Source organism: Pseudomonas sp. D2002 (assembly GCF_013385735.1).
In the GTDB taxonomy this organism is placed as follows: Bacteria; Pseudomonadota; Gammaproteobacteria; order Pseudomonadales; family Pseudomonadaceae; genus Aquipseudomonas.
The window spans coordinates 125136-145509 of sequence record NZ_JACAPL010000006.1; the positions used below are offsets into that span (position 1 = coordinate 125136).

At 61.9% G+C, this 20374-nt stretch carries 17 protein-coding genes; 8 read left to right on the forward strand and 9 right to left on the reverse strand.

Features of this window, described 5'->3' with window-relative positions; genetic code table 11:
- Nucleotides 1-153: 153 nt before the first annotated feature.
- Genes HX783_RS13555 through HX783_RS13570 form a run of 4 tightly spaced genes read left to right on the forward strand, consistent with a single transcriptional unit; the run spans nt 154 to nt 3083 of the window.
- On the forward strand, nt 154-819 hold the full coding sequence (locus tag HX783_RS13555) for an amino acid ABC transporter permease (RefSeq protein ID WP_003187615.1): 666 nt from the start codon (nt 154-156) through the stop codon (nt 817-819).
- Nucleotides 800-1459: an amino acid ABC transporter permease gene (locus tag HX783_RS13560; RefSeq protein ID WP_159960790.1), complete on the forward strand. Its 660-nt coding sequence runs from the start codon at nt 800-802 to the stop codon at nt 1457-1459. The genes HX783_RS13555 and HX783_RS13560 overlap by 20 nt, the downstream gene beginning before the upstream one ends.
- Nucleotides 1456-2232: an amino acid ABC transporter ATP-binding protein gene (locus HX783_RS13565; RefSeq protein WP_177017200.1), complete on the forward strand. Its 777-nt coding sequence runs from the start codon at nt 1456-1458 to the stop codon at nt 2230-2232. The genes HX783_RS13560 and HX783_RS13565 overlap by 4 nt, the downstream gene beginning before the upstream one ends.
- Nucleotides 2229-3083 carry a transporter substrate-binding domain-containing protein gene (locus HX783_RS13570; RefSeq protein WP_159953636.1) on the forward strand — a complete coding sequence of 285 codons (855 nt, stop codon included), beginning with the start codon at nt 2229-2231 and terminating at the stop codon, nt 3081-3083. Before HX783_RS13565 ends, HX783_RS13570 begins: the two co-directional genes overlap by 4 nt.
- A gap of 124 nt (nt 3084-3207) precedes the next feature.
- Here the strand turns inward: HX783_RS13570 and HX783_RS13575 are convergent, their stop codons facing one another.
- Entirely contained in the window at nt 3208-4368 is a 1161-nt protein-coding gene (locus HX783_RS13575) for an AAA family ATPase (protein WP_159953637.1), read from the reverse strand.
- 120 nt (nt 4369-4488) lie between these two features.
- Between HX783_RS13575 and HX783_RS13580 the strand changes: the two genes are divergently transcribed.
- The 4 genes from HX783_RS13580 (at nt 4489) to HX783_RS13595 (ending at nt 11999) form a co-directional block, all read left to right on the forward strand.
- The gene (locus HX783_RS13580; protein WP_177017201.1) at nt 4489-5571 is read left to right on the forward strand and encodes an efflux RND transporter periplasmic adaptor subunit; all 1083 of its coding nucleotides are present in this window, start codon (nt 4489-4491) and stop codon (nt 5569-5571) included.
- Complete coding sequence (locus HX783_RS13585; protein WP_177017202.1) at nt 5568-6638, forward strand: efflux RND transporter periplasmic adaptor subunit; 1071 nt, start codon at nt 5568-5570, stop codon at nt 6636-6638. Before HX783_RS13580 ends, HX783_RS13585 begins: the two co-directional genes overlap by 4 nt.
- A complete protein-coding gene (locus HX783_RS13590) occupies nt 6635-9688 on the forward strand; it encodes an efflux RND transporter permease subunit (RefSeq protein ID WP_177017203.1) in 3054 nt (1017 codons plus the stop codon). Before HX783_RS13585 ends, HX783_RS13590 begins: the two co-directional genes overlap by 4 nt.
- A gap of 115 nt (nt 9689-9803) precedes the next feature.
- Nucleotides 9804-11999 carry a glycoside hydrolase gene (locus HX783_RS13595; protein ID WP_177017204.1) on the forward strand — a complete coding sequence of 732 codons (2196 nt, stop codon included), beginning with the start codon at nt 9804-9806 and terminating at the stop codon, nt 11997-11999.
- Between the two features lie 104 nt (nt 12000-12103).
- Here HX783_RS13595 and HX783_RS13600 read toward each other — a convergent pair whose 3' ends face one another.
- The 8 genes from HX783_RS13600 to HX783_RS13635 form a co-directional block, all read right to left on the reverse strand.
- Complete coding sequence (locus HX783_RS13600; protein WP_177017205.1) at nt 12104-12730, reverse strand: bifunctional 2-polyprenyl-6-hydroxyphenol methylase/3-demethylubiquinol 3-O-methyltransferase UbiG; 627 nt, start codon at nt 12728-12730, stop codon at nt 12104-12106.
- A 40-nt stretch (nt 12731-12770) separates the two neighbouring features.
- The gene (locus HX783_RS13605) at nt 12771-13415 is read right to left on the reverse strand and encodes a methionine ABC transporter permease (RefSeq protein WP_071482532.1); all 645 of its coding nucleotides are present in this window, start codon (nt 13413-13415) and stop codon (nt 12771-12773) included.
- Complete coding sequence (locus HX783_RS13610; protein WP_177017206.1) at nt 13405-14520, reverse strand: methionine ABC transporter ATP-binding protein; 1116 nt, start codon at nt 14518-14520, stop codon at nt 13405-13407. Before HX783_RS13610 ends, HX783_RS13605 begins: the two co-directional genes overlap by 11 nt.
- The gene (locus tag HX783_RS13615; RefSeq protein ID WP_177017207.1) at nt 14517-15332 is read right to left on the reverse strand and encodes a MetQ/NlpA family ABC transporter substrate-binding protein; all 816 of its coding nucleotides are present in this window, start codon (nt 15330-15332) and stop codon (nt 14517-14519) included. The genes HX783_RS13610 and HX783_RS13615 overlap by 4 nt, the downstream gene beginning before the upstream one ends.
- A 56-nt stretch (nt 15333-15388) precedes the next feature.
- The gene (locus tag HX783_RS13620; protein ID WP_177017208.1) at nt 15389-16741 is read right to left on the reverse strand and encodes an LLM class flavin-dependent oxidoreductase; all 1353 of its coding nucleotides are present in this window, start codon (nt 16739-16741) and stop codon (nt 15389-15391) included.
- Complete coding sequence (locus tag HX783_RS13625) at nt 16741-17934, reverse strand: SfnB family sulfur acquisition oxidoreductase (RefSeq protein ID WP_177017209.1); 1194 nt, start codon at nt 17932-17934, stop codon at nt 16741-16743. The genes HX783_RS13620 and HX783_RS13625 overlap by 1 nt, the downstream gene beginning before the upstream one ends.
- Nucleotides 17935-17958: 24 nt before the next feature.
- Nucleotides 17959-19200 (reverse strand): SfnB family sulfur acquisition oxidoreductase, encoded by a 1242-nt coding sequence (locus tag HX783_RS13630; RefSeq protein WP_177017210.1) that lies wholly within the window; start codon nt 19198-19200, stop codon nt 17959-17961.
- 187 nt (nt 19201-19387) lie between these two features.
- Nucleotides 19388-20185: a hypothetical protein gene (locus HX783_RS13635; RefSeq protein ID WP_177017211.1), complete on the reverse strand. Its 798-nt coding sequence runs from the start codon at nt 20183-20185 to the stop codon at nt 19388-19390.
- Between the last annotated feature and the right edge of the window lie 189 nt (nt 20186-20374).

Sequence of the window (20374 nt, forward strand, 5' to 3'; positions counted from 1 at the left end):
GAACCCTGCGGTTATCTTTTTGCGTGATATCAATATGCTATTTGGGTATTTAAATTTTGCTTTTTATACCTTTAAAGTTCGCGCTACCCGGCGTTACCCACGTCGGCTCGTACTGCGCTCGCTGCATTACCCTTGCGGCGTCATGGACCCAAGATGACCTTCGATTTCGCTTTTATCCTCAGCACCTTGCCGGCGTTTCTCAAAGCCGTGGGGGTGACGCTGCAAGTGGGCCTGATCGCCATTGCCACCTCGCTGCTGGTGGCGCTGATCAACGCGGCGCTGCTGGTGTTTCGCACGCCTTACCTGTCGCGCCTGGTGGCGCTGTATGTGGAGTTGGCGCGCAACACGCCGCTGCTGATCCAACTGTTCTTCGTGTACTTCGCCTTGCCGGCCCTGGGGTTCAATATCTCCGGGTTCTGGGCGGCGATTATCACCATGACCTTCCTTGGCGGCGCCTACCTCACCGAAGTGCTGCGCGCCGGTGTGGAAGCCGTTCCGCTGGCGCAGATCGAGTCGGGCAAGTCCATCGGCCTGTCCGACTGGCAACTGTTGCGCCACGTGATCCTGCCCCAGGCCGGCATCCTCAGCCTGCCGGCGCTGTTCGCCAATTTCATCTTCCTGCTCAAGGAGACCACCGTGGTCTCCGCCGTGGCGGTGCCGGAGATTCTCTACACCACCAAAAGCTACATCGCGCTCTACTACAAAACCTACGAAATGCTCGCCGTGCTGACGCTGATCTGCGTGCTGTTGTTCTTGCCGCTGTCGCTGCTGCTCAGCCGCCTGGAAAGGAGGCTCCAGCATGGCCAGTTCGGGTCTTGAGTTGTTGTGGGTGTCGTTGCCGCAACTGGGCAAGGGCGCTGCGCAAACCCTGTCGATTTCATTTTTGAGCATCGCCTTCAGCACCGTTGGTGGCGTGCTGTACGGCGTGCTGCGTACGCTGAATAACAAGCTGATTAACGCGGTACTGCGGGTGTACCTGGAACTGTTCCGCGCGATCCCGGTGCTGGTGTGGTTGTACCTGCTGTTTTTCGGTTTGCCGATTTTCTTCGGCCTGAGCATTCCGAGTTTCTGGTGCGCGGTGCTGGTGCTGTCGCTGTGGGGGGCCAGCGAGGTCGGCGAAGTGGTACGCGGCGCGTTGCATTCGCTGCCACGTGGCCAGCGCGAGGCCGGTTTGTCGATCGGCTTGTCCGACCCGCAGCTGTACGGCTACGTGCTGCTGCCCCAAGCCCTCAAGCGCATGACGCCGCCGACCATCAACGTCTACACGCGCATCATCAAGACCAGCTCGCTGGCGGTGCTGATCGGCGTGGTGGACGTGATCAAGGTCGGCCAGCAAATCATCGAACGCACCTATGAGTCGGTACTGATCTACGGCGTGCTGTTCCTGTTTTTCTTCTTTATCTGCTACCCGTTGTCGGCCGCCTCCAAGGTGCTGGAACGGCGCTGGGCCCAAGCATGAGCGCATTGATCGAATTCCAGGGTTTCAACAAATTCTTTGGCGAGCAACAGGTGCTCAAGGGCATCGACCTGAGCGTGCAAAGCGGCGAAGTGGTGGTGATCCTCGGCCCCAGCGGCTGTGGCAAAAGCACTTTGCTACGCTGCCTTAACGGGCTGGAAGTCGCGCACAGCGGCAGCCTGCGTTTTGCCGGCAAAGAGCTGCTGGATAAAAACACCGACTGGCGCCAGGTGCGTCAGGACGTGGGCATGGTGTTCCAGAGTTATCACCTGTTCCCGCACATGAGTGTGCTCGACAACATCCTGCTCGGCCCGCTGAAAGTGCAAAAACGCGAGCCCCGCGAAGCCCGCGCCCAAGCGGAAAAACTCCTCGAACGTGTGGGCCTGGCCGACAAGCGCGACGCCTTCCCGCGTCAGCTGTCCGGCGGTCAGCAGCAACGCATCGCCATCGTTCGTTCGCTGTGCATGAACCCGCAAGTGATGCTGTTTGACGAAGTCACCGCCGCCCTCGACCCGGAAATGGTCAAGGAAGTGCTGGAGGTGATTCAGGGCCTGGCCCGCGATGGCATGACCTTGTTGATCGTCACCCATGAAATGGCCTTCGCCCGCGCCGTCACCGACCGCGTGGTGTTTATGGAGGCCGGTCGCATCCTCGAACACAATACCCCCGAAGAATTCTTTACGAACCCGCAAACCGCACGCGCGCAGCAGTTCCTGGAGAAGTTCTCCTTTGTTTCAACACTGCCCAAGAAAGCCAAGGAACTGGAGCTGATATGAAAAAGTTACTGCTGCCACTGTTTGCCGTCGCCTTACTCGCCGGCTGCGATAAAAAGGCCGAAGAGCCTGCCAAGCCAGCGGCTGCCGCGGCGAGCTACATCGACAAGATCAAGGCGCGCGACAAGCTGATCGTCGGCGTATTCACCGACAAGCCGCCGTTCGGCTTTGTGAACGAAGCCGGTCGCTATGTCGGCTTCGATACCGACATAGGCCGCCAATTCGCCAAGGATTTGCTGGGTGATGAAAACAAGGTCGAATTCGTCGCGGTCGAGCCGGCCAGCCGGATTCCATTCCTGCAGAGCGACAAGGTCGACCTGATCCTCGCCAACATGACCGTGACGCCGGAGCGCAAGGAAGCGGTGGACTTCACCAACCCCAACCTGAAAGTGGCGGTGCAGGCCCTGGTGCCTAAAGACAGCGCGGTGAAAAGCCTGGATGACCTGGCCACCCGCACCACCATCGTCACTACCGGTACAACGGCCGACATCTGGCTGACCAAAAACCACCCGGACTGGAAATTGCTCAAGTTCGAGAAAAACTCCGAGTCGCTGCAAGCGCTGTCGGCTGGCCGTGGTGATGCGTATGCGCAGGACAACCTGGTGCTGTTCAGCTGGGCCAAGCAGAACCCTGGCTACCGCGTGCTGGAAGAAAAACTCGGTGATGAAGCGCCGATTGCGCCCGCGGTGAAAAAGGGCAACATCGAACTGCGTGACTGGGTGAATGCCGAGTTGGCGAAGCTGGGTGAAGAGAAGTTCTTGCTCAAGCTGTATGACCAATATGTGCGTAAAGAGCTGAGCGATGACACCAAGCCTGAGAGTGTGATTGTTGAAGGCGGCAAGTGGCAGGGTTGATGATCGTTCCCACGCTCTGCGTGGGAATGCAGCTCTTGACGCTCCGCGTCAGCTTTTAAACTCGTGACGCGGAGCGTCACAGGAGGCGTTCCCACGCAGAGCGTGGGGACGATCTTCATTCCACTTATTCCGGCCAATGCCACGCCGGTGCATCCAAAATCCCCTGCCCGACAATCCGCGTTTCGCCCATCACCTTTTCCAGCACAATCGAATTACACCCCTCATCCTGCTGCAACGCCGCAATCAAGCGGCTGGCATGCGACACCACCCACACTTGGCAATGCTGGGAAGCCTGGATAATCAAGCGCGCCAACGCCGGCAGCAAGTCCGGGTGCAGGCTGGTTTCCGGCTCGTTCAGCACCATCATGGTCGGCGGCCGTGGCGTGAGCAGCGCCGCGATCAGCAGCAAATAACGCAACGTCCCGTCCGACAACTCTGCCGCCGACAAGGGCCGCAGCAAGCCTTCCTGATAAAACTCAATCGCAAAGCGCCCGCCCTGCAGCGGCTCGATATTCAGCCGCGCTCCGGGGAACGCGTCACTGACGGCCCGCTGCAACGCCTCGGGGTCGCCGATTTCGCGAATGGTCTGCAACGCTGCCGCCAAATCCCGACCATCGTGATGCAACACCGGCGTGCGCGTGCCCAATTGCGGTTGGCGAACGGGCGCGTCCACGTCGCTGCGAAAGTGATCATAAAAGCGCCAGCCGCGAATGCTTTCGCGCAGCAGTAACACTTCCGGCGAGCCGCGCAGGCTGCCGACCTGGTCGAACAGGCTGTGATAGTTGGGCGTGTGCTGGGCCAGTACGTCCCAGTTGCGCCCTTCACGCGCCCGAACCATCGGCCCGGAGCGCTGCACCAGCAGGCTGGCGGGGCGATAGAGGTGGCCGGCCCAGATGCATTCTTTTTTTATCTCGGGGTCTAGGGAGAAATAACTGATGCCGGGTGACGGCAACCCCATGGAGATGGCGTAGCTGAAATCTTCCCCGGCAAATCCCAGGCGCAGACGCTTCACGTCCTGGCGGGTGGTGGCTTGTACGGCGACCTCGCCCTCACGCATGCGCCGGCTGATGGTTTCCGGCCCGGCCCAGAAGGTTGAATCCAGCCCACCTTCACGCGCCAGCGCATTGATCACGCCGCCCTGAGCGGTTTCCGCCAGCAGGCGCAGGGCGCGGTACAAGTTGGACTTGCCGCTGCCGTTGGGGCCGGTGACCAGGTTCAGTCGGTCCAGGGGCACCACCAATTTATTGATCGAGCGGTAATTGGCCACCGCCAGGGTTTTCAGCATAAGTAATCAGTCGATATGGGAACCATTGGAGTATGGGATCCTCCATGCAGATAAGGAACCCTGATCTAAGCTCACAGTCGCATACACACTGGCACATCGCGTCACGCAAAAGGAGCCTGCATGGGCGGTCGCACTTCGATATTTTTACTCAGTCTTGGCGTGTTGGCGCTGCTGAGCGGCTGTGGCCAGGAAAAGGCCGCGCCCAAGGAGCATTCGCGTGTGTTTGTGCAGACCGTGCAGCCGGCGGATTTCGCCGCAGCGGTGACCCTTACCGGTGATATCCAGGCCCGTGTGCAAACCGATTTGTCCTTCCGCGTGGGCGGCAAGATCATCCAGCGCATGGTCGACGTGGGCGACCGCGTCACCGCCAAGCAAGTGCTGGCCAAGCTCGACCCCAAGGATTTGCAGACCAACGTCGACTCTGCCCAGGCCCAGGTCGTGGCCGAACAGGCACGCGTCAAACAGACCGCCGCCGCCTTTGTGCGCCAGGAAAAACTGCTGCCCAAGGGCTACACCAGCCGCAGCGAATATGACGCCGCCCAGGCCGCGCTGCGCAGCAGCCAAAGCGCCCTGGCCGCCGCCCAGGCGCAACTGGCCAATGCCCGCGAACAACTCGGTTACACCGCGCTGGTCGCCGATGCGCCCGGCGTGATTACTGCGCGCCAGGCTGAAGTCGGCCAGGTTGTGCAAGCCACCGTGCCGATTTTCAGCCTGGCCACCGATGGCGAGCGTGATGCAGTGTTCAATGTCTATGAGTCGCTGCTGGTAGAGCCGCCGCCGGATGCGCCGATCACCGTGAGCCTGCTGGATAACCCGAGCATCAAGGCCGTGGGCAAAGTCCGCGAAGTCACGCCGGCAGTGGCGGCCAATACCGGCACCGTGCAGGTCAAGATCGCCCTGCAATCCCTGCCCAACGGCATGCAACTGGGCTCGGTGGTGAGTGCGACTGCCAATGGCCCGGCCAAAGCCAGTATCGAGCTGCCCTGGTCGGCGCTGACCAAAGACCTCAACGAACCCGCCGTGTGGTTGGTCGACGGTGACGGCAAAGCGCAGCTGCACAAGGTCAGCGTGGCGCGTTACCTCACCGGCAAAGTGATTATCGGCGACGGCCTCAAGGGCGGCGAAAAAGTTGTGGTGGCCGGTGGGCAATTGCTGCACCCCGGCATGGTCGTCGAGATCGCCCAGCAAGGAGCCCAGCCATGAAGCGCCTGACGGCAGTGCTTGCCGCCAGCCTGTTGTTGGCCGCCTGCTCCAAGGAAGAACCTGCGCCCGAACCGGTGCGCCCGGTGCTGTCCATGGAAGTGAAGGCCGAAGACCAGGAAAACCTCGGCCGCTTCGCCGGTACGATTCAGGCGCGCTACGAAAGCAACCTGGGCTTCCGTGTACCCGGCCGCATCGCCAGGCGCGCGGTGGACGTGGGCGCCGAAGTCGAGAAGGGCGCCGTGCTCGCCGTGCTCGACCCCACCGACCAGCAAAACCAGTTGCGCTCGGCCCAAGGCGACCTCGCCCGCGTGCAGGCGCAATTCATCAATGCCCAGGCCAACGCCCGCCGCCAGCAGGAATTGTTCAACCGTGGGGTTGGCGCCCAAGCTCAGCTGGACGTGGCCCAGACCGACCTGAAAACCACCCAGGCCACCCTCGACCAGGCCAAGGCTTCGGTCAACCAGGCCAAGGACCAGCTCAACTATGCCGAACTGCGCACCGACCACGCCGGCATCGTCACCGCCTGGAATGCCGAGGCCGGCCAAGTGGTCAGCGCCGGCCAGCAAGTGGTGACCCTGGCGCGCCCGGATATCAAGGAAGCAGTAATCGACCTGCCGGCCGGGCTCGCCGAGCGGCTCCCACCGGACGTCGTGTTTCTGGTCGCCGGGCAACTCGACCCGAGCGTCAACACCACCGCCATCGTGCGCGAGATCGAACCCCAGGCCCAAAGCGCCACGCGCACCCGTCGCGCACGCTTGACCCTGACCGAAACGCCGCCCGCGTTTCGCCTCGGCACGGCGATCAGCGTGACCTTGAGCAGCGCCATCGCACCGCGTATCGAGCTGCCGCTGAGCGCCCTGCAAGAAGTCGACGGCAAGACCCGCATCTGGCTGCTCGACACCCAAAGCCAGACCGTGCAGCCGCGCGACATCACGGTGGTCAGCCGTGACGCCAACAGCGCGCTGCTCAACGGCGGCGTCAAACCCGGCGAACGCATCGTCACCGCTGGCGTGAACAGCCTGAAGCCTGGGCAAAAAGTCAAAATCGACGAGGACAGCCCGCGATGAAAGGGAGCTTCAACTTATCCGACTGGGCCCTCAAGCATCAGTCCTTCGTCTGGTACTTGATGTTCGTCGCGCTGTTGATGGGCGTGTTCTCCTACATGAACCTGGGCCGCGAGGAAGACCCCTCGTTCACCATCAAAACCATGGTGATCCAGACCCGTTGGCCGGGCGCGACCCAGGAAGAAACCCTCAAGCAGGTCACCGACCGCATCGAGAAAAAACTCGAAGAACTCGACTCCCTCGACTACGTGAAAAGCTACACGCGGCCGGGCGAGTCCACGGTGTTCGTGTTCCTCAAAGACACCACCAGTGCCAAGGCCATCCCGGATATCTGGTATCAGGTGCGCAAGAAGATCGATGACATTCGCGGCACCTTCCCCCAGGGCTTGCAGGGGCCGTCGTTCAACGATGAGTTCGGTGACGTGTTCGGTTCGGTCTACGCATTTACCGGCGACGGTTTATCGATGCGCCAACTGCGTGACTACGTGGAGCAAGTGCGCGCCGAAATCCGCTCGGTGCCGGGCCTGGGCAAGGTCGAGATGATCGGCCAGCAAGACGAAGTGATCTACCTGAATTTCTCCACGCGCAAACTCGCGGCATTGGGGATTGATCAGCGCCAGGTCGTGCAGAGCCTGCAATCGCAGAACGCCGTAACGCCCGCCGGGGTGATCGAGGCCGGGCCGGAGCGGATTTCCGTGCGCACTTCGGGGCAGTTCGCGTCAGAGAAAGACCTGGCCAACGTCAACCTGCGGCTCAATGACCGTTTCTATCGCTTGGCGGACATCGCTGACATCAGCCGTGGCTATGTCGACCCGGCGCGGCCGATGTTCCGGTTCAACGGCCAGCCGGCGATTGGCTTGGCCATCGCCATGCAGAAGGGCGGCAATATTCAGTCGTTCGGCAAGGCTTTGCACCAGCGTATGGATGAGCTGACCGCCGACCTGCCAGTGGGCGTCGGTGTGCACAAAGTCTCCGACCAGGCAGAGGTGGTGGAAGAGGCCGTCGGCGGCTTTACCAGCGCGCTGTTTGAAGCGGTGATCATCGTGCTGGTGGTGAGCTTTATCAGCCTCGGCATGCGCGCCGGGCTGGTGGTGGCGTGCTCGATCCCCTTGGTGCTGGCGCTGGTGTTCGTGTTTATGGAATACAGCGGCATCACCATGCAGCGAGTGTCGCTGGGCGCGTTGATCATCGCCCTCGGCCTGCTGGTGGACGACGCGATGATCACCGTGGAGATGATGATCACGCGCCTGGAAAAAGGTGAAACCAAGGAGCAGGCGGCGACCTATGCCTATACCTCGACCGCGTTCCCGATGCTCACCGGCACGCTGGTGACCGTGGCCGGCTTTGTGCCCATCGGCCTCAACGCCAGCTCGGCGGGCGAGTACACCTTCACCCTGTTCGCGGTGATTGCCGTGGCGATGCTGGTGTCGTGGGTGGTGGCGGTGCTGTTCGCGCCGGTAATCGGCGTGCATATCCTCAGCGCCAACGTTAAACCCGAAAACAAAGAGCCGGGGCGCATCGGCCGCGCGTTCAATGGCGGCATGCTCTGGGCCATGCGTAACCGCTGGTGGGCGATTGGCATCACCGTGGGCTTGTTTGTGGCGTCGGTGTTTTCCATGCAGTTTGTGCAGAACCAGTTTTTCCCGTCGTCGGATCGCCCGGAAATCCTCGTCGACCTTAACCTGCCGCAAAACGCCTCGATCAACGAAACCCGCAAGGCCGTCGACCGCCTCGAAGCGATCATCAAGGACGACCCGGACATTGCCCGTTGGAGCACCTACATCGGCCAGGGCGCGATTCGTTTCTACCTGCCCCTCGACCAGCAGTTGGAAAACCCCTATTACGCGCAGCTGGTGATCGTCAGCAAAGGCCTCGAAGAGCGCGGCGCGTTGATTGCGCGCCTGCAAAAACGCCTGCGTGATGACTTTGTCGGCATTGGCAGCTATGTGCAGCCACTGGAAATGGGCCCGCCGGTGGGGCGCCCGATTCAATATCGTGTATCCGGCAAAGACACCGATCAGGTACGCAAACACGCCATTGAGCTGGCGACCTTGCTGGATAAAAACACCCACCTGGGCGAGATCATCTACGACTGGAACGAGCCGGGCAAAGTGCTGCGCGTGGACATCGCCCAGGACAAGGCGCGGCAACTGGGGCTGTCGTCGGAAGACGTGGCGCAGTTGATGAACAGCGTGGTCAGTGGTGCGTCGGTGACCCAGGTGCACGACGATATCTACCTGATCAACGTGGTCGGCCGCGCCGAGGACGCCGAACGCGGCACCCCGGAAACCCTGCAGAACCTGCAGATTGTCACGCCCAACGGCACCTCGATTCCGCTGCTGGCGTTCGCCACGGTGCGTTACGAACTGGAGCAGCCGCTGGTGTGGCGCCGCGATCGCAAACCGACCATCACCGTCAAGGCCTCGGTGCGTGATGAGATACAGCCGACCGACCTGGTCAAGCAACTCAAACCCGAGATCGACAAGTTCAGCGCCGAGCTGCCGGTGGGTTACAAGGTTGCCACCGGCGGCACCGTTGAAGAAAGCGGCAAGGCCCAAGGCCCCATCGCCAAAGTAGTGCCGCTGATGCTGTTCTTGATGGCGACCTTCCTGATGATCCAGCTGCACAGCGTGCAGAAGATGTTCCTGGTGGCGAGTGTCGCGCCATTGGGGCTGATCGGTGTGGTGCTGGCGTTGATTCCCACGGGCACGCCCATGGGCTTTGTGGCGATCCTCGGCATCCTCGCGCTGATCGGTATCATCATTCGCAACTCGGTGATTCTGGTGACGCAGATCGATGCGTATGAGCGCGACGGCTACACGCCGTGGGACGCGGTGGTGGAAGCCACCGAGCACCGGCGCCGGCCTATCCTGCTGACCGCAGCGGCGGCCAGCCTGGGCATGATCCCGATTGCGCGGGAAGTGTTCTGGGGGCCGATGGCTTACGCGATGATCGGCGGGATTATCATCGCCACCTTGCTGACGCTGCTGTTCCTGCCGGCGCTTTACGTGGCCTGGTACAAGATTCGCGAGCCGAAAAAACAACAGGCCTGATGCTTGGGACCTTCCTGCAACGATGTGGGAAGGTTCCTGGAAACACTTTCCCTACATTTGGCTGGCAATAAGTGTTTTACCCTCCGGGCCTGTTCCTATTTGGAAGGCCCGTGTGATGCGCGCTCTGATGTTGGCTTTTTGCCTGTTGCTGTCTCCGCTGGCCTTGGCTGGCACCGTGCTGGAAAACGCCCAGTGGCATGTCGAAATCGACCCCGCCACGCTGGCGCTGCGAGTCACGCCGGCGGGCGAGGCGCCGGTGCAGGCCTCCAGCGGTGTCACCGCACATGCAGTCACTGAACTGCAAGCCGATGCTGAACACATCACTTGGCAGTGGGATAACGGCGCCTACCACCTGACCGCTCGCCTCGAGCAGCGCGACCTTGCCCTGAGTATCAGTGCGCGCGAACCCGGTGAGCTGCACCTGCTGCGCCAACCTGCCGAGGCCATCGGTAAAGGCTTGATCTGGCCTTTGGCCGAAGGGCATTACGTGCCCGCCGGCAACGCCGTGTGGAACGCGTTTTTGCTGGAACAGGGCGAGGTCAACACCACGCAGGATCTCAGCCTGCCGTTATGGGGCGTTGATCATGGCCGCTTCACGCTTAACTGGTTGCTCACCAATCCCTATCACAACCGCCTGCAATGGCAGGCAGACGGTGGCGGGCTGGCGCTGACAGTAGCGCACCAGTTCACCGCGCTTGAGCCTGGGGCGCCGATGACGTTGCGCCTGCACTTGGGCGCTGCCGACCCTTTGGCGGGTGCTAAACGCTACCGCGAATGGCTGGTGGAGCAAGGGCGCTATGAACCGCTGACGGACAAGCTGCGCCAGACACCGGAGGCTGAAAAACTGCTGGGCGCCAGCCATGTCTATCTGTGGGGCAATGACCTGTTGGGGCCGGACGATGTGCGTGACTGGCCGCTGTTGGTGAAGGTACTGCGCGGCCACGCACTCAAGGGCTTGCTGGACAAAGAGACCACGCAGGTACTGACTCAGTCGCGCCCATTGGACCGCTATCAAAAGAGTGTACTGCTGCGTGGTCTCAACGCAGCGATCAACCAAAAGGCCCGGCAAACCTGGCAGGCCACCGACGAGCCGGACATGCTCAAACTTGCTGACGGTTATGGCGTACTGCGCCGTGAACTGGCCATAGCGTTTGCCGGCGCCTTGAGCGACAGCCCCGGCACCTGGGGCAGTACGCTGTCGGGCAAAACCGTGAAGGCGCTGCAAGACGCTGGGCTAAAGCGCTTGCTGCTGACCCTGGGCGAAGGCTGGGAAGGCGGCCTCTGGCACCCCGAAGCGATTCAGGCGGGCGTGAAAGCCGGCTACCTGATGGCGCCGTATGACTCCTATGAAACTGCGTTATCCAGCAGCGAAAACCCGGACTGGTCCACCGCCCACCTGGGCAGCAAGGCCTATCGCGACTGCGCCATTGTGTTAAAGGACGGCAAGCTCAAGACCGGCTTTCAACAATCTGGCCATTACACCGACCCGCGCTGCGTAAGGCCGCTGCTGGAGGCCCGCGTGAAGGCCGTGCAAGCCAAGGCCGGTTTCAACGCCTGGTTCCTGGATGCCTATGCGACCAGCATGGTCTTCGACAGCTACCGAAATGGCGCCGAAATGACCCAGGCGCAAAACGCCGACGGCAATATCGACGCGTCGCGTTGGCTGAACACTGTGCTCAAGCTGCCCGCCGGTTCCGAAGACGGCAACGCGGTGACGGCCCAGGGCATTCTGTTCGCCCACGGCATGCAGACGCCGGTGATCGGTTGGGGTGATCGCGAGATGACCAAGGACAAGCAGTCGCCCTATTACGTGGGCAACTGGTATCCACCGGAGCAACCGGCGGTGTTCTTCAAACCGGTGCCGCTGAACGAGCCGTTTCGCACGGTGTATTTCGACCCGACGATGCGTCTGCCGCTGTATCAGGCAGTGTTCCACGGCTCGGTGCTCACCACTCACCATTGGCTGTTCGACAGCCTGAAATTAAGCAATGTGCAGGCTGAGAACGAGCTGGCCCAGCTGCTGTACAACGTACCGCCGCTGTATCACTTGAGCGCCGCCACCCTCAAGCAGCGGATACCGTTGATACAGCGCCAGGACCGGTTTTTCCGGCCGTTGCATGAGCGCTTGGCGACGCAGGCAATGACCGATTTTCGTTGGCTGACGGCAGACCGGCAGGTGCAGCAGACCACGTTTGCCGATGGCACGCGGTTGGTGGCGAACTTTGCTGCAGGGGACGAAGAAGGGTATGCGGGAAAGAGTGTGACGGCGTTGGTAGAGGGTGAAAAACCTAGGGTGTACCAGGTGGATTAGCTGTGCCGCTGACGCCTTCGCGAGCAAGCCCGCTCCCACATTGGAATGCATTCCAAATGTGGGAGCGGGCTTGCTCGCGAAGGCGTCAGACCAGCGACGAAGGTCTACATTTTGCGCCACACACTCGCCAACCAAGGCTGCTGTTCCCTCGGTAACCCGGCCGGTCGGTAGTAATGCTCCAACTCCACAAACCCGGCGGCCGTCAGCAACCCCTGCCACGTTGCCAGGTCGTGATAAGACCCATACCTGGGCCCATTCCAGCCTTCCTGGTTGTCACCGCGTGGGTTGGAGCTGAACAGCACGCCCCCGGCCTTTAACGCCCCGTGCAGTTGCTTGAGCACCCGTGGCAACTCCTGCTTGGGAATATGAAACAACACCGCATTGGCAAAGATCCCGTCGAAGCGCTCAGCGGGCAAATCCAGCTTGAGGAAATCCTGCTGCAACACCTCGCAGCCGCTGTCCTCGCGCGCCATCTGCGCAAAGCGCTCGGAACCGTCCAGCCCGACGGCAACGTGGCCCTTGCGCGTGAACGTCTGCAAATCCCGCCCCGGCCCGCAGCCGAAGTCCAGCACGGTAAACGGCGCGGTGCCCTGGATATGCCGCAGCAACGCGTCGATGTTCTGGCTCACATCATGATCGCGCGTGCCTTCACGGAAGTCCTCGGCGACCTTGTTGTAATAGCCAAGGGTGGCGGATGTAATCTGGTTGAGGTCATCGGGCTTGAGGGTCATGACGGGAAATACCGGGCATCGAAGATGCCCCGACTATACCTCACCGCTTGTTCAGCACCCGCGCCAACCGGTCGCCACCCAACTGAATCACCGCCACCAGAATCACCAGCAGCACGATCACGGTCAGCATGATCTGTGTATCAAAACGCTGGTAGCCATAACGGTAGGCAATGTCGCCCAAGCCGCCCGCGCCAATGGCGCCGGCCATGGCCGATGAATTGATCATCGTCACCAGCGTAATCGTAAACCCGCCAACGATCCCCGGCAGTGCTTCCGGCAACAGCACGTGCCAGATGATGTGCCAGCGGCGGCAGCCCATGGCCTGGGCGGCTTCAATCAAGCCGTGGTCGACTTCACGCAGGCTCACCTCGGCGATCCGCGCAAAGAACGGTGTGGCGGCGATGGTCAGCGGGACCACGGCGGCCCACACGCCATAGGTGGTGCCGACGATAAGCCGCGTAAACGGGATCAACGCCACCATCAGGATCAAAAACGGAATGGAGCGGAACAGATTGACGAATGCGCCCAGCACGCGATTCAGCGCGGGTGCCTGGTAGATGCCGCCCTTGTCGCTGGTGACCAGGAATACTGCCAGTGGAATGCCCACCAGCAATGCGATCAGCGACGACACGCCGACCATCAACAAGGTGTCGATGGCGCCCTGCAATAAGCGATCAAACCACATAGCCCAGCACCTCCACCTGTTGTGCCCAACGCCCGGCGCGATTGCGCAGCTCTTCGGCCGTGTGCGGTGAGCCATTCACCGCCAGCAGTAATTGCCCCAGGGCATGCCCCTGGATCCGTTCCACACCGCCCTGCAGCAAACGCACGCGCCCGCCGAGGGCGCTGAACAGCGCGGCCAGGTCGGGCTCATCGGTGTCGCTGCCGGTGAATTGCAAACGCAGCACCAACGCGGCGTCGGCGTGGGTTTGGGTCAGTTGCAGGCGGCTTTGCAGTTCTTCCGGCAAGCCGTGTTGCAGCGGCGCCAACAGGGTTTTGCTGACCTCATGCTGCGGGTTGCCGAACACTTGCCACACCGGGCCTTGCTCAACGATGCGCCCGTGTTCGAGCACCACCACGCGGTCGCAGATTTCGCGAATCACCGCCATTTCATGGGTGATCAACACGATGGTCAGGCCCAGGCGCTGGTTGATCTCGCGCAGCAGGCCGAGGATCGATTGAGTGGTTTCCGGGTCGAGGGCCGAGGTGGCCTCGTCGCACAGCAGAATCTGCGGGTCGTGCACCAGCGAGCGGGCGATCCCCACGCGCTGTTTTTGCCCACCGGAGAGCTGCGCCGGATAAGCCTTGTGCTTGTCCTGCAAGCCCACCAGCTCCAGCAGCTCACGCACCTTTTGCTCGCGCTGTGGCTTGGGCACGCCGGCGACTTTCAGCGGCAACTCGACGTTCTGCCACACGGTCTTGGCCGACATCAGGTTGAAGTGCTGGAAGATCATGCCGATGCGCCGACGCAGGGCCACCAGGCGGTCTTCGTCGTATTCGCCGATGTCCACCTGATCAATCAACACGCGCCCGCTGCTCGGTTGCTCCAGGCGGTTGATGGTGCGGATCAGCGAGGATTTACCGGCGCCGCTGCGGCCGATGATGCCGAACACTTGACCGCGCTGGATCGCCAGGTCGATGCCTTGCAAGGCATGCACGCTGCCGTCATAGGTTTTACCCAGGTTGATAAAACGCACATGGGCGCGGTTCAAATCCGGGTGCAGTTCTGTCTGCTCGGCGTCTCTGGGCGGCAAGCCCAGGTCGCGCAGTTGAGAGTGGGCGGCGGTCATTTTTTATCTTCCCAGCCGACTTGGTAGAGCTTGCCGAGGGATTTATCCAGGGCGGCACGCACCACCGGCGAGTGCTGGTAAATGTCGACGAACTTAATCACGCGCGGGTCGGTTTTGCTTTTGGGCTGGACCACGAACTGAATCACGTATTCCGGGTGGTCGAGGCCGTCGAACAGCAGCGCCGACTCGGCATCGAAGGTTTTGGACAGGCGGATATACGCCGGGTAGCCCTGCACCAGGTCGGCGTCGTCATAGGCGCGCACCAGTTGCACGGCTTCCACTTGCAGGATCTTGATCTTCTTCGGGTTGGCGACGATGTCTTCTTCGGTGGCCTTGTAGCCCACGCCCGGCTTGAGGGTGATCAAGCCAGCCTTGGCCAGCAGTTGCAGGCCGCGCCCGCTGTTGATCGGGTCGTTGGCAATCGCCACGCTGGCGCCTTGGGGCAGGTCGTCGAAGCTTTTGTACTTCTTCGAATACAGCCCGACGTTATTGATGATGCCCGGCGCATACGGCACCAAGTCAAAACCGGCGGCGGCCTTGGCGTTTTCCAGGAATGGGATGTGCTGGAAGTAGTTCACGTCGATATCGCCGGCGGCCAGGCTGACGTTGGGTGCGATCCAGTCGGTGAACTCCACCAGCTCGACCTTCAGGCCTTGCTTGCCGGCTTCGGCGACGGCGGCTTCCAGGGGAATCGCGAAGGCGGCGGTGGTGCCGACTTTCAGCGGTGCATCGGCGGCGAATACCGCCGAGCTGAATAAACCAAGGGCCAGGGCCAGTGCTTTGACTGGGTGGGTGAGCAGGGTCTTTTTCATAATCGATTTCCAGTCATAAGGTGTTTTGGCAAGCGATGAAGATCCACAGTTTTGGTTTAGTGTCGGTAATTAGAGCCGGTGTGTTGTTCAGGTAAGCGGGCGCCGCCTTGGAAGACTTTTTCGCGCAAGGTGCCGGCTTCATAAGCCGTCTTGTACGACCCACGCTTCTGCAACTCCGGCACCACCAGGTCGATGAAGTCCACGTAACTTTCCGGCGTGACAATGCGCGTCAGGTTGAAGCCATCCAGCCCGGTTTCGCTGATCCACGATTCCAGTTCATCAGCGACCTGCTCGGGCGAGCCGACCAAGGTGATATAGCGGCCGCCCAAGGCGTGCTGCTCAAGCAGTTTGCGTCGGGTCCAGTCGTTGTTTTGCAGGTTCTTGGTGGCCGACTGGATCGCGTTGCTCTTCACGTACTGGATCGGTTCGTCCAGTTCGTATTGGGCAAAATCAATCGCCGTGGACGCCGAGAAGTGCGCCACGCCGGCTTCCGGGCTGGCGTAGCTCAGGTACTCGGCATGCTTGGCCCAGGCCTGTTCTTCGGTGGCGCCAACGATCACGTTGAGGCCCATGAACACCTTGATGTCATCCGGGTTGCGCCCAGCCTCGACCGCGCTGGCGCGCACCTTGTCGACCTGGGCCTTGGTCGCGGCCTTGTTTTGCCCGCTGATGAATACGCACTCGGCATGCCGCCCGGCGAACAGCAAGCCACGGTCCGAGCTGCCGGCCTGGAACAGCACCGGCGTGCGCTGCGGCGACGGCTCGCAGAGGTGATAACCCTCGACCTGATAAAACTCGCCGTGGTGTTCAACCTTGTGCACCTTGCCCGGCTGGGCATAGACCCGCGCCTGTGGGTCGTTGATGACCGCGTCGTCTTCCCAGCTGCCTTCCCAGAGTTTGTACAGCACCTCCAGGTACTCATCGGCCTGGTCGTAGCGCCGGTCGTGCTCGACCTGTTCGGTCAGGCCCGTGGCCTTGGCGGCGCTGTCGAGATAGCCGGTGACGATATTCCAGCCAACCCGGCCACGGCTCAGGTGGTCGAGCGTGGACATGCGCCGGGCGAACAGATACGGCGGCTCGTAGGTGAGGTTGGCGGTGAGGCCGAAGCCGAGGTTTTTGGTGACGGCCGCCATGGCCGAGACCAGCAGCAAGGGGTCGTTGACCGGCAGCTGGATCGACTCTTTGAGCGGCACGTCGATGCTGTTCTGGTAGACGTCGTACACGCCGACAATGTCAGCGATGAACAAACCATCGAACAGCCCGCGTTCCAGGGTTTGCGCCAGTTCGGTCCAATACTCGACGGTTTTGTACTGCGTCGAGGTGTCCCGTGGGTGTGTCCACAGGCCATGGTTGATGTGCCCGATGCAGTTCATGTTGAAGGCATTGAGCAGGATCTTTTTCTTCGCCATCAGATGGTCCCCCGCAGTGGCGGGTTTTCATCGTTGAGGTAGTAATTGCCCACCGCATGGTACTTCCAGCGCACCGGGTCGTGCAGGGTGTGCACGCGGGCGTTGCGCCAGTGGCGATCCAGGCCGTGTTCGGCCAGGGTGGCCTGGCTGCCGGCCAGTTCGAACAAGGTGCTGCCGGCGGCCAGGGAAATTTCAGTGCTCAAGGCGCGCACTTCGGCGACGGCGATGGAGGCTGCCGCCACGGTTTCGGCAGTGCTGTCAGCCTGGGCGCGGTCGAGGTATTCGCCTGCGCGTTCCAGCAAGGCTTCGGTGGCATGCAGGCGGATGCTCAGGTGGCCGAAGCTCTTGAGCGTCAGCGGGTCTTCGGTGGCCTTGTCATTGCCGGAATCGATCCACGGGCGGGTCTTGGTGCGCACAAAGTGCAGCGCATCTTCGAAGGCGGCGCGGGCGATGCCGGTGTCGATGGCGGCGTGAAGGATCTGCGCCAGCGGGCCGACGGTGGTCGGGCGCTCGAAGGCGCTCTGGAACGGAATTACGTCTTGGGCGGCGACCCATACGTTATCGAACACCACGGAGCCGCTGCCGGTGGTGCGTTGGCCGAAGCCGCTCCAGTCGTCGATCACGCTCAGGCCTTCACTGTTGCGGGGCACAAACGCCAGTTGCTGCACACCGTGTTCGTCCACCACTGAGGTGGGGATGCGTTGCGCGTAGATGGCGCCGGTGGAATAGAACTTGCGGCCGCTGATACGAAAGCCATCGCCATCGCGGGTGATGGCGGTCACGCGGTCGTGAGCGGTTTTGGTGCCCAGCTCCGCCAGGGCGTTGCCGAAGCGTTGGCCGGCGAGCACCTCGGCGTACAGGCGTTTTTGCTGCGCCGGGCTGCCATTCACGCGCAGCACTTCCAGGGCGTAGAAATGGTTTTGCGGAATCTGGCCCAGCGAGGCGTCGGCCTGGGCGATCAGCGCAATGACCTTGGCCAGGGTGACGTTGGAGACCCCGGCGCCGCCGTGTTCCTTCGGCACGCTGATGCCCCACAGGCCGGAGCGCGAAAACACGTCGAGCTCGGGCAAGGGCAGGCGGCGTTCGCGGTCGCGCTGGGCACTGTCGCGGCACAAGTCTTCGGCCAGGTCGCTGGCGACAATAAGGGCTTGTTCATCGCTGGTGATAACCGCGACGTTGGTAGAGAAAGTCATGATGTTCTCCAGATGTCTGGTCGGTCAGATCCAGGAATGGCGAGCCGGCAACGTGCCGTTCAGCCGATAGGCGCCGATGGCGTGATACTTCCAGCGCACCGGGTCGTGCAGGGTGTGCACGCGGGCGTTGCGCCAATGGCGGTCGAGGTTGAATTCGGCGAGGGTGGCGCGGCTGCCGGCCAGTTCGAAGAGCTTTTCGCTGACCAGCAGCGACACCTCGGTGGTCAGCACTTTCGCTTCGGCCACGGCAATCGAGGCGCGGGCGGCGGATTGCGCAGTGATCGGCGCGGCGCTGACCTCGTCCAGCACCTTGCCGGCCTTGCGCAGCAGCGCTTCGGCGGCATGCAATTCGATTTTCAGCTTGCCGATGTCGGCGATCACATACAGGTCATCACTGGCGCGTTCGACCTTGGCGTCGATCCACGGGCGTGAGCGTTCGCGCACGAAGGCGATGGTGTCGTCCAGGGCGCCACGGGCGATGCCGGCGTCGATGGCAGCCTGGATCAATTGCGAGACAGCGCCCTGGATGTTCGGGCTTTCGCCGATCCGCCAGTTGTCGACCACCAGCTCGGCGTCCACCGGCACGCGGTCGAGCAGCACCGTGCCGCTGGCCGTGGTGCGTTGGCCAAAGCCCGACCAGTCGTCGACGATGCGCAGCCCTTCGGTGCCACGGCGCACAAACGCCATGACTTGTTTGCCGTCATCGTTCAGTGCCTTCACCGCCACCCAATGGGCAAACAGCGCGCCGGTGGAGTAGAACTTCTGGCCGCTGATGACATAGCCGTCGCCCTCGGCGGTGATGCGCGCCTTGAGCTCCAGCGTGTTTTTGGTGCCGCGTTCCGGGCCGCCGTTGCCGATGCGCCAGCCGTCGAGCACGCTCTGGAACAGCTGCTTTTTCTGGCGCTCGGTGGCGGCGCCCTGCAGCACGTGCAGGATGCCGAAGTGGTTCTGCGGGATCTGCCCAAGGGCCGGGTCTGCCGCACTGATGATCGCGAACACCTCGGCCAGGGTCACGAATGAAACCTGTGGGCCGCCGTATTCACGCGGGATGGAAATACTGCCGAGCCCGCTGCGGGTGAACTGTTCGATCTGCGCCCATGGCAGCTTGCGCTGCTGGTCGCGCTTGGCGGCCTGCAGGCGCGCGGCCTGGGCCAGTTCGCGGGCTGCGCTCAACGCTTGGGCGTCGTCGCGCAGCACAGCGGCCGGCAAAAGTAGTGGGGCTACATCCAGATCACTCTGGGGGGGTGTTAGAGCCAAGTTAGACATCAGCGCCGCTCCTTGGCTGCACGTAATGCCCTGGCGTTATGCACCGGGGTAATTCTGACCATACCGACCTCGCATTCAATGAAATAAAAACAGAAAAATCAGAGATGTCCGGTGGTCCGGTGTATATACCCTAAGCGTGTTAAATCTTTAAATAAACTAACTTCTAGGAATATGCATAGAAGGGTCGTCACCCTGGTTCACAAGGCGAACCGGGTTGGCGCGGTTGGTAGGCCGATGCGGCCCTGGCCGGGCGGGGCGGGGTCTGTGGCGAACAGGCGGAAATGTTCAGGGTGCGCGCCGGTGCCCAGCGCGAATTATTGCCGACGCGGTCAAGAATGCAGTACGTCACGTCCAGGCGGCTGTCGTCGCCGGCCTCGATAATGACCGTCGAAGGCACCCACACGTGCACCGCCAGGCCAACGTCTTGTGCCTCGATTTTCGGCAGGTCCAGGCGCACGTCACCCCAACGCAACGTGATCGCGTCACCACTGGCCATGTTCAGGTAGGGTTCGATGCTCAACGGAATACCGCGCAATACCTGGCGACCGTTGACGCCGTAGCGGCGGATGGTTTCAGGCAGGTCGACGGGGGCGAGGTTCTGGTTTTCGTCGTTGTTTTCGTGGTTGGGCGGGAACACCGGCTGGCCACCCGGATAATTGGTTTTCACCTGCACCCGCGTCAAGGCCGAGCGTGCCGGGCCGTGGCCGATCTGCATGACTTGGTAGTGAACCTGCGCGGGGCCGTCCAGCACAAAACTTTCGGGTACTCGCAGGTGAGTGGCTGTGCCGATTTTGCACGCCGTTACGCGCCGGGAGTCGGCAAAGCAGTTGTTCCAGAACAGCTCGATCAGGTCGCCTTCCTCCATGCCGGGGTACGGGGCGATATCCACCTGCAATTGGGTGGCGGCGAGGGCGTTGATGCCGTGTCGATGGGCCTGGGGCAGGGTTGGGGCGGTGAGCATGGCCAGGGTTGCAGTGCGCGTCATAAGTAATCTCCTTGATGCAGCCAGCAGCAATCGTTCCGGCGCCGGTACGCGTTTGCGCACAGGTGCCGAAAGGAACGATTCAGTGAATAGCCAGGATAGGATCCAATCCTCTGGGTGCTAGATAAGAGGGTTGCCCCTGGGGCGTCAATGGCGGCAGAAGGCTAAACGGCGGGCTGGAGCAGATTCAGA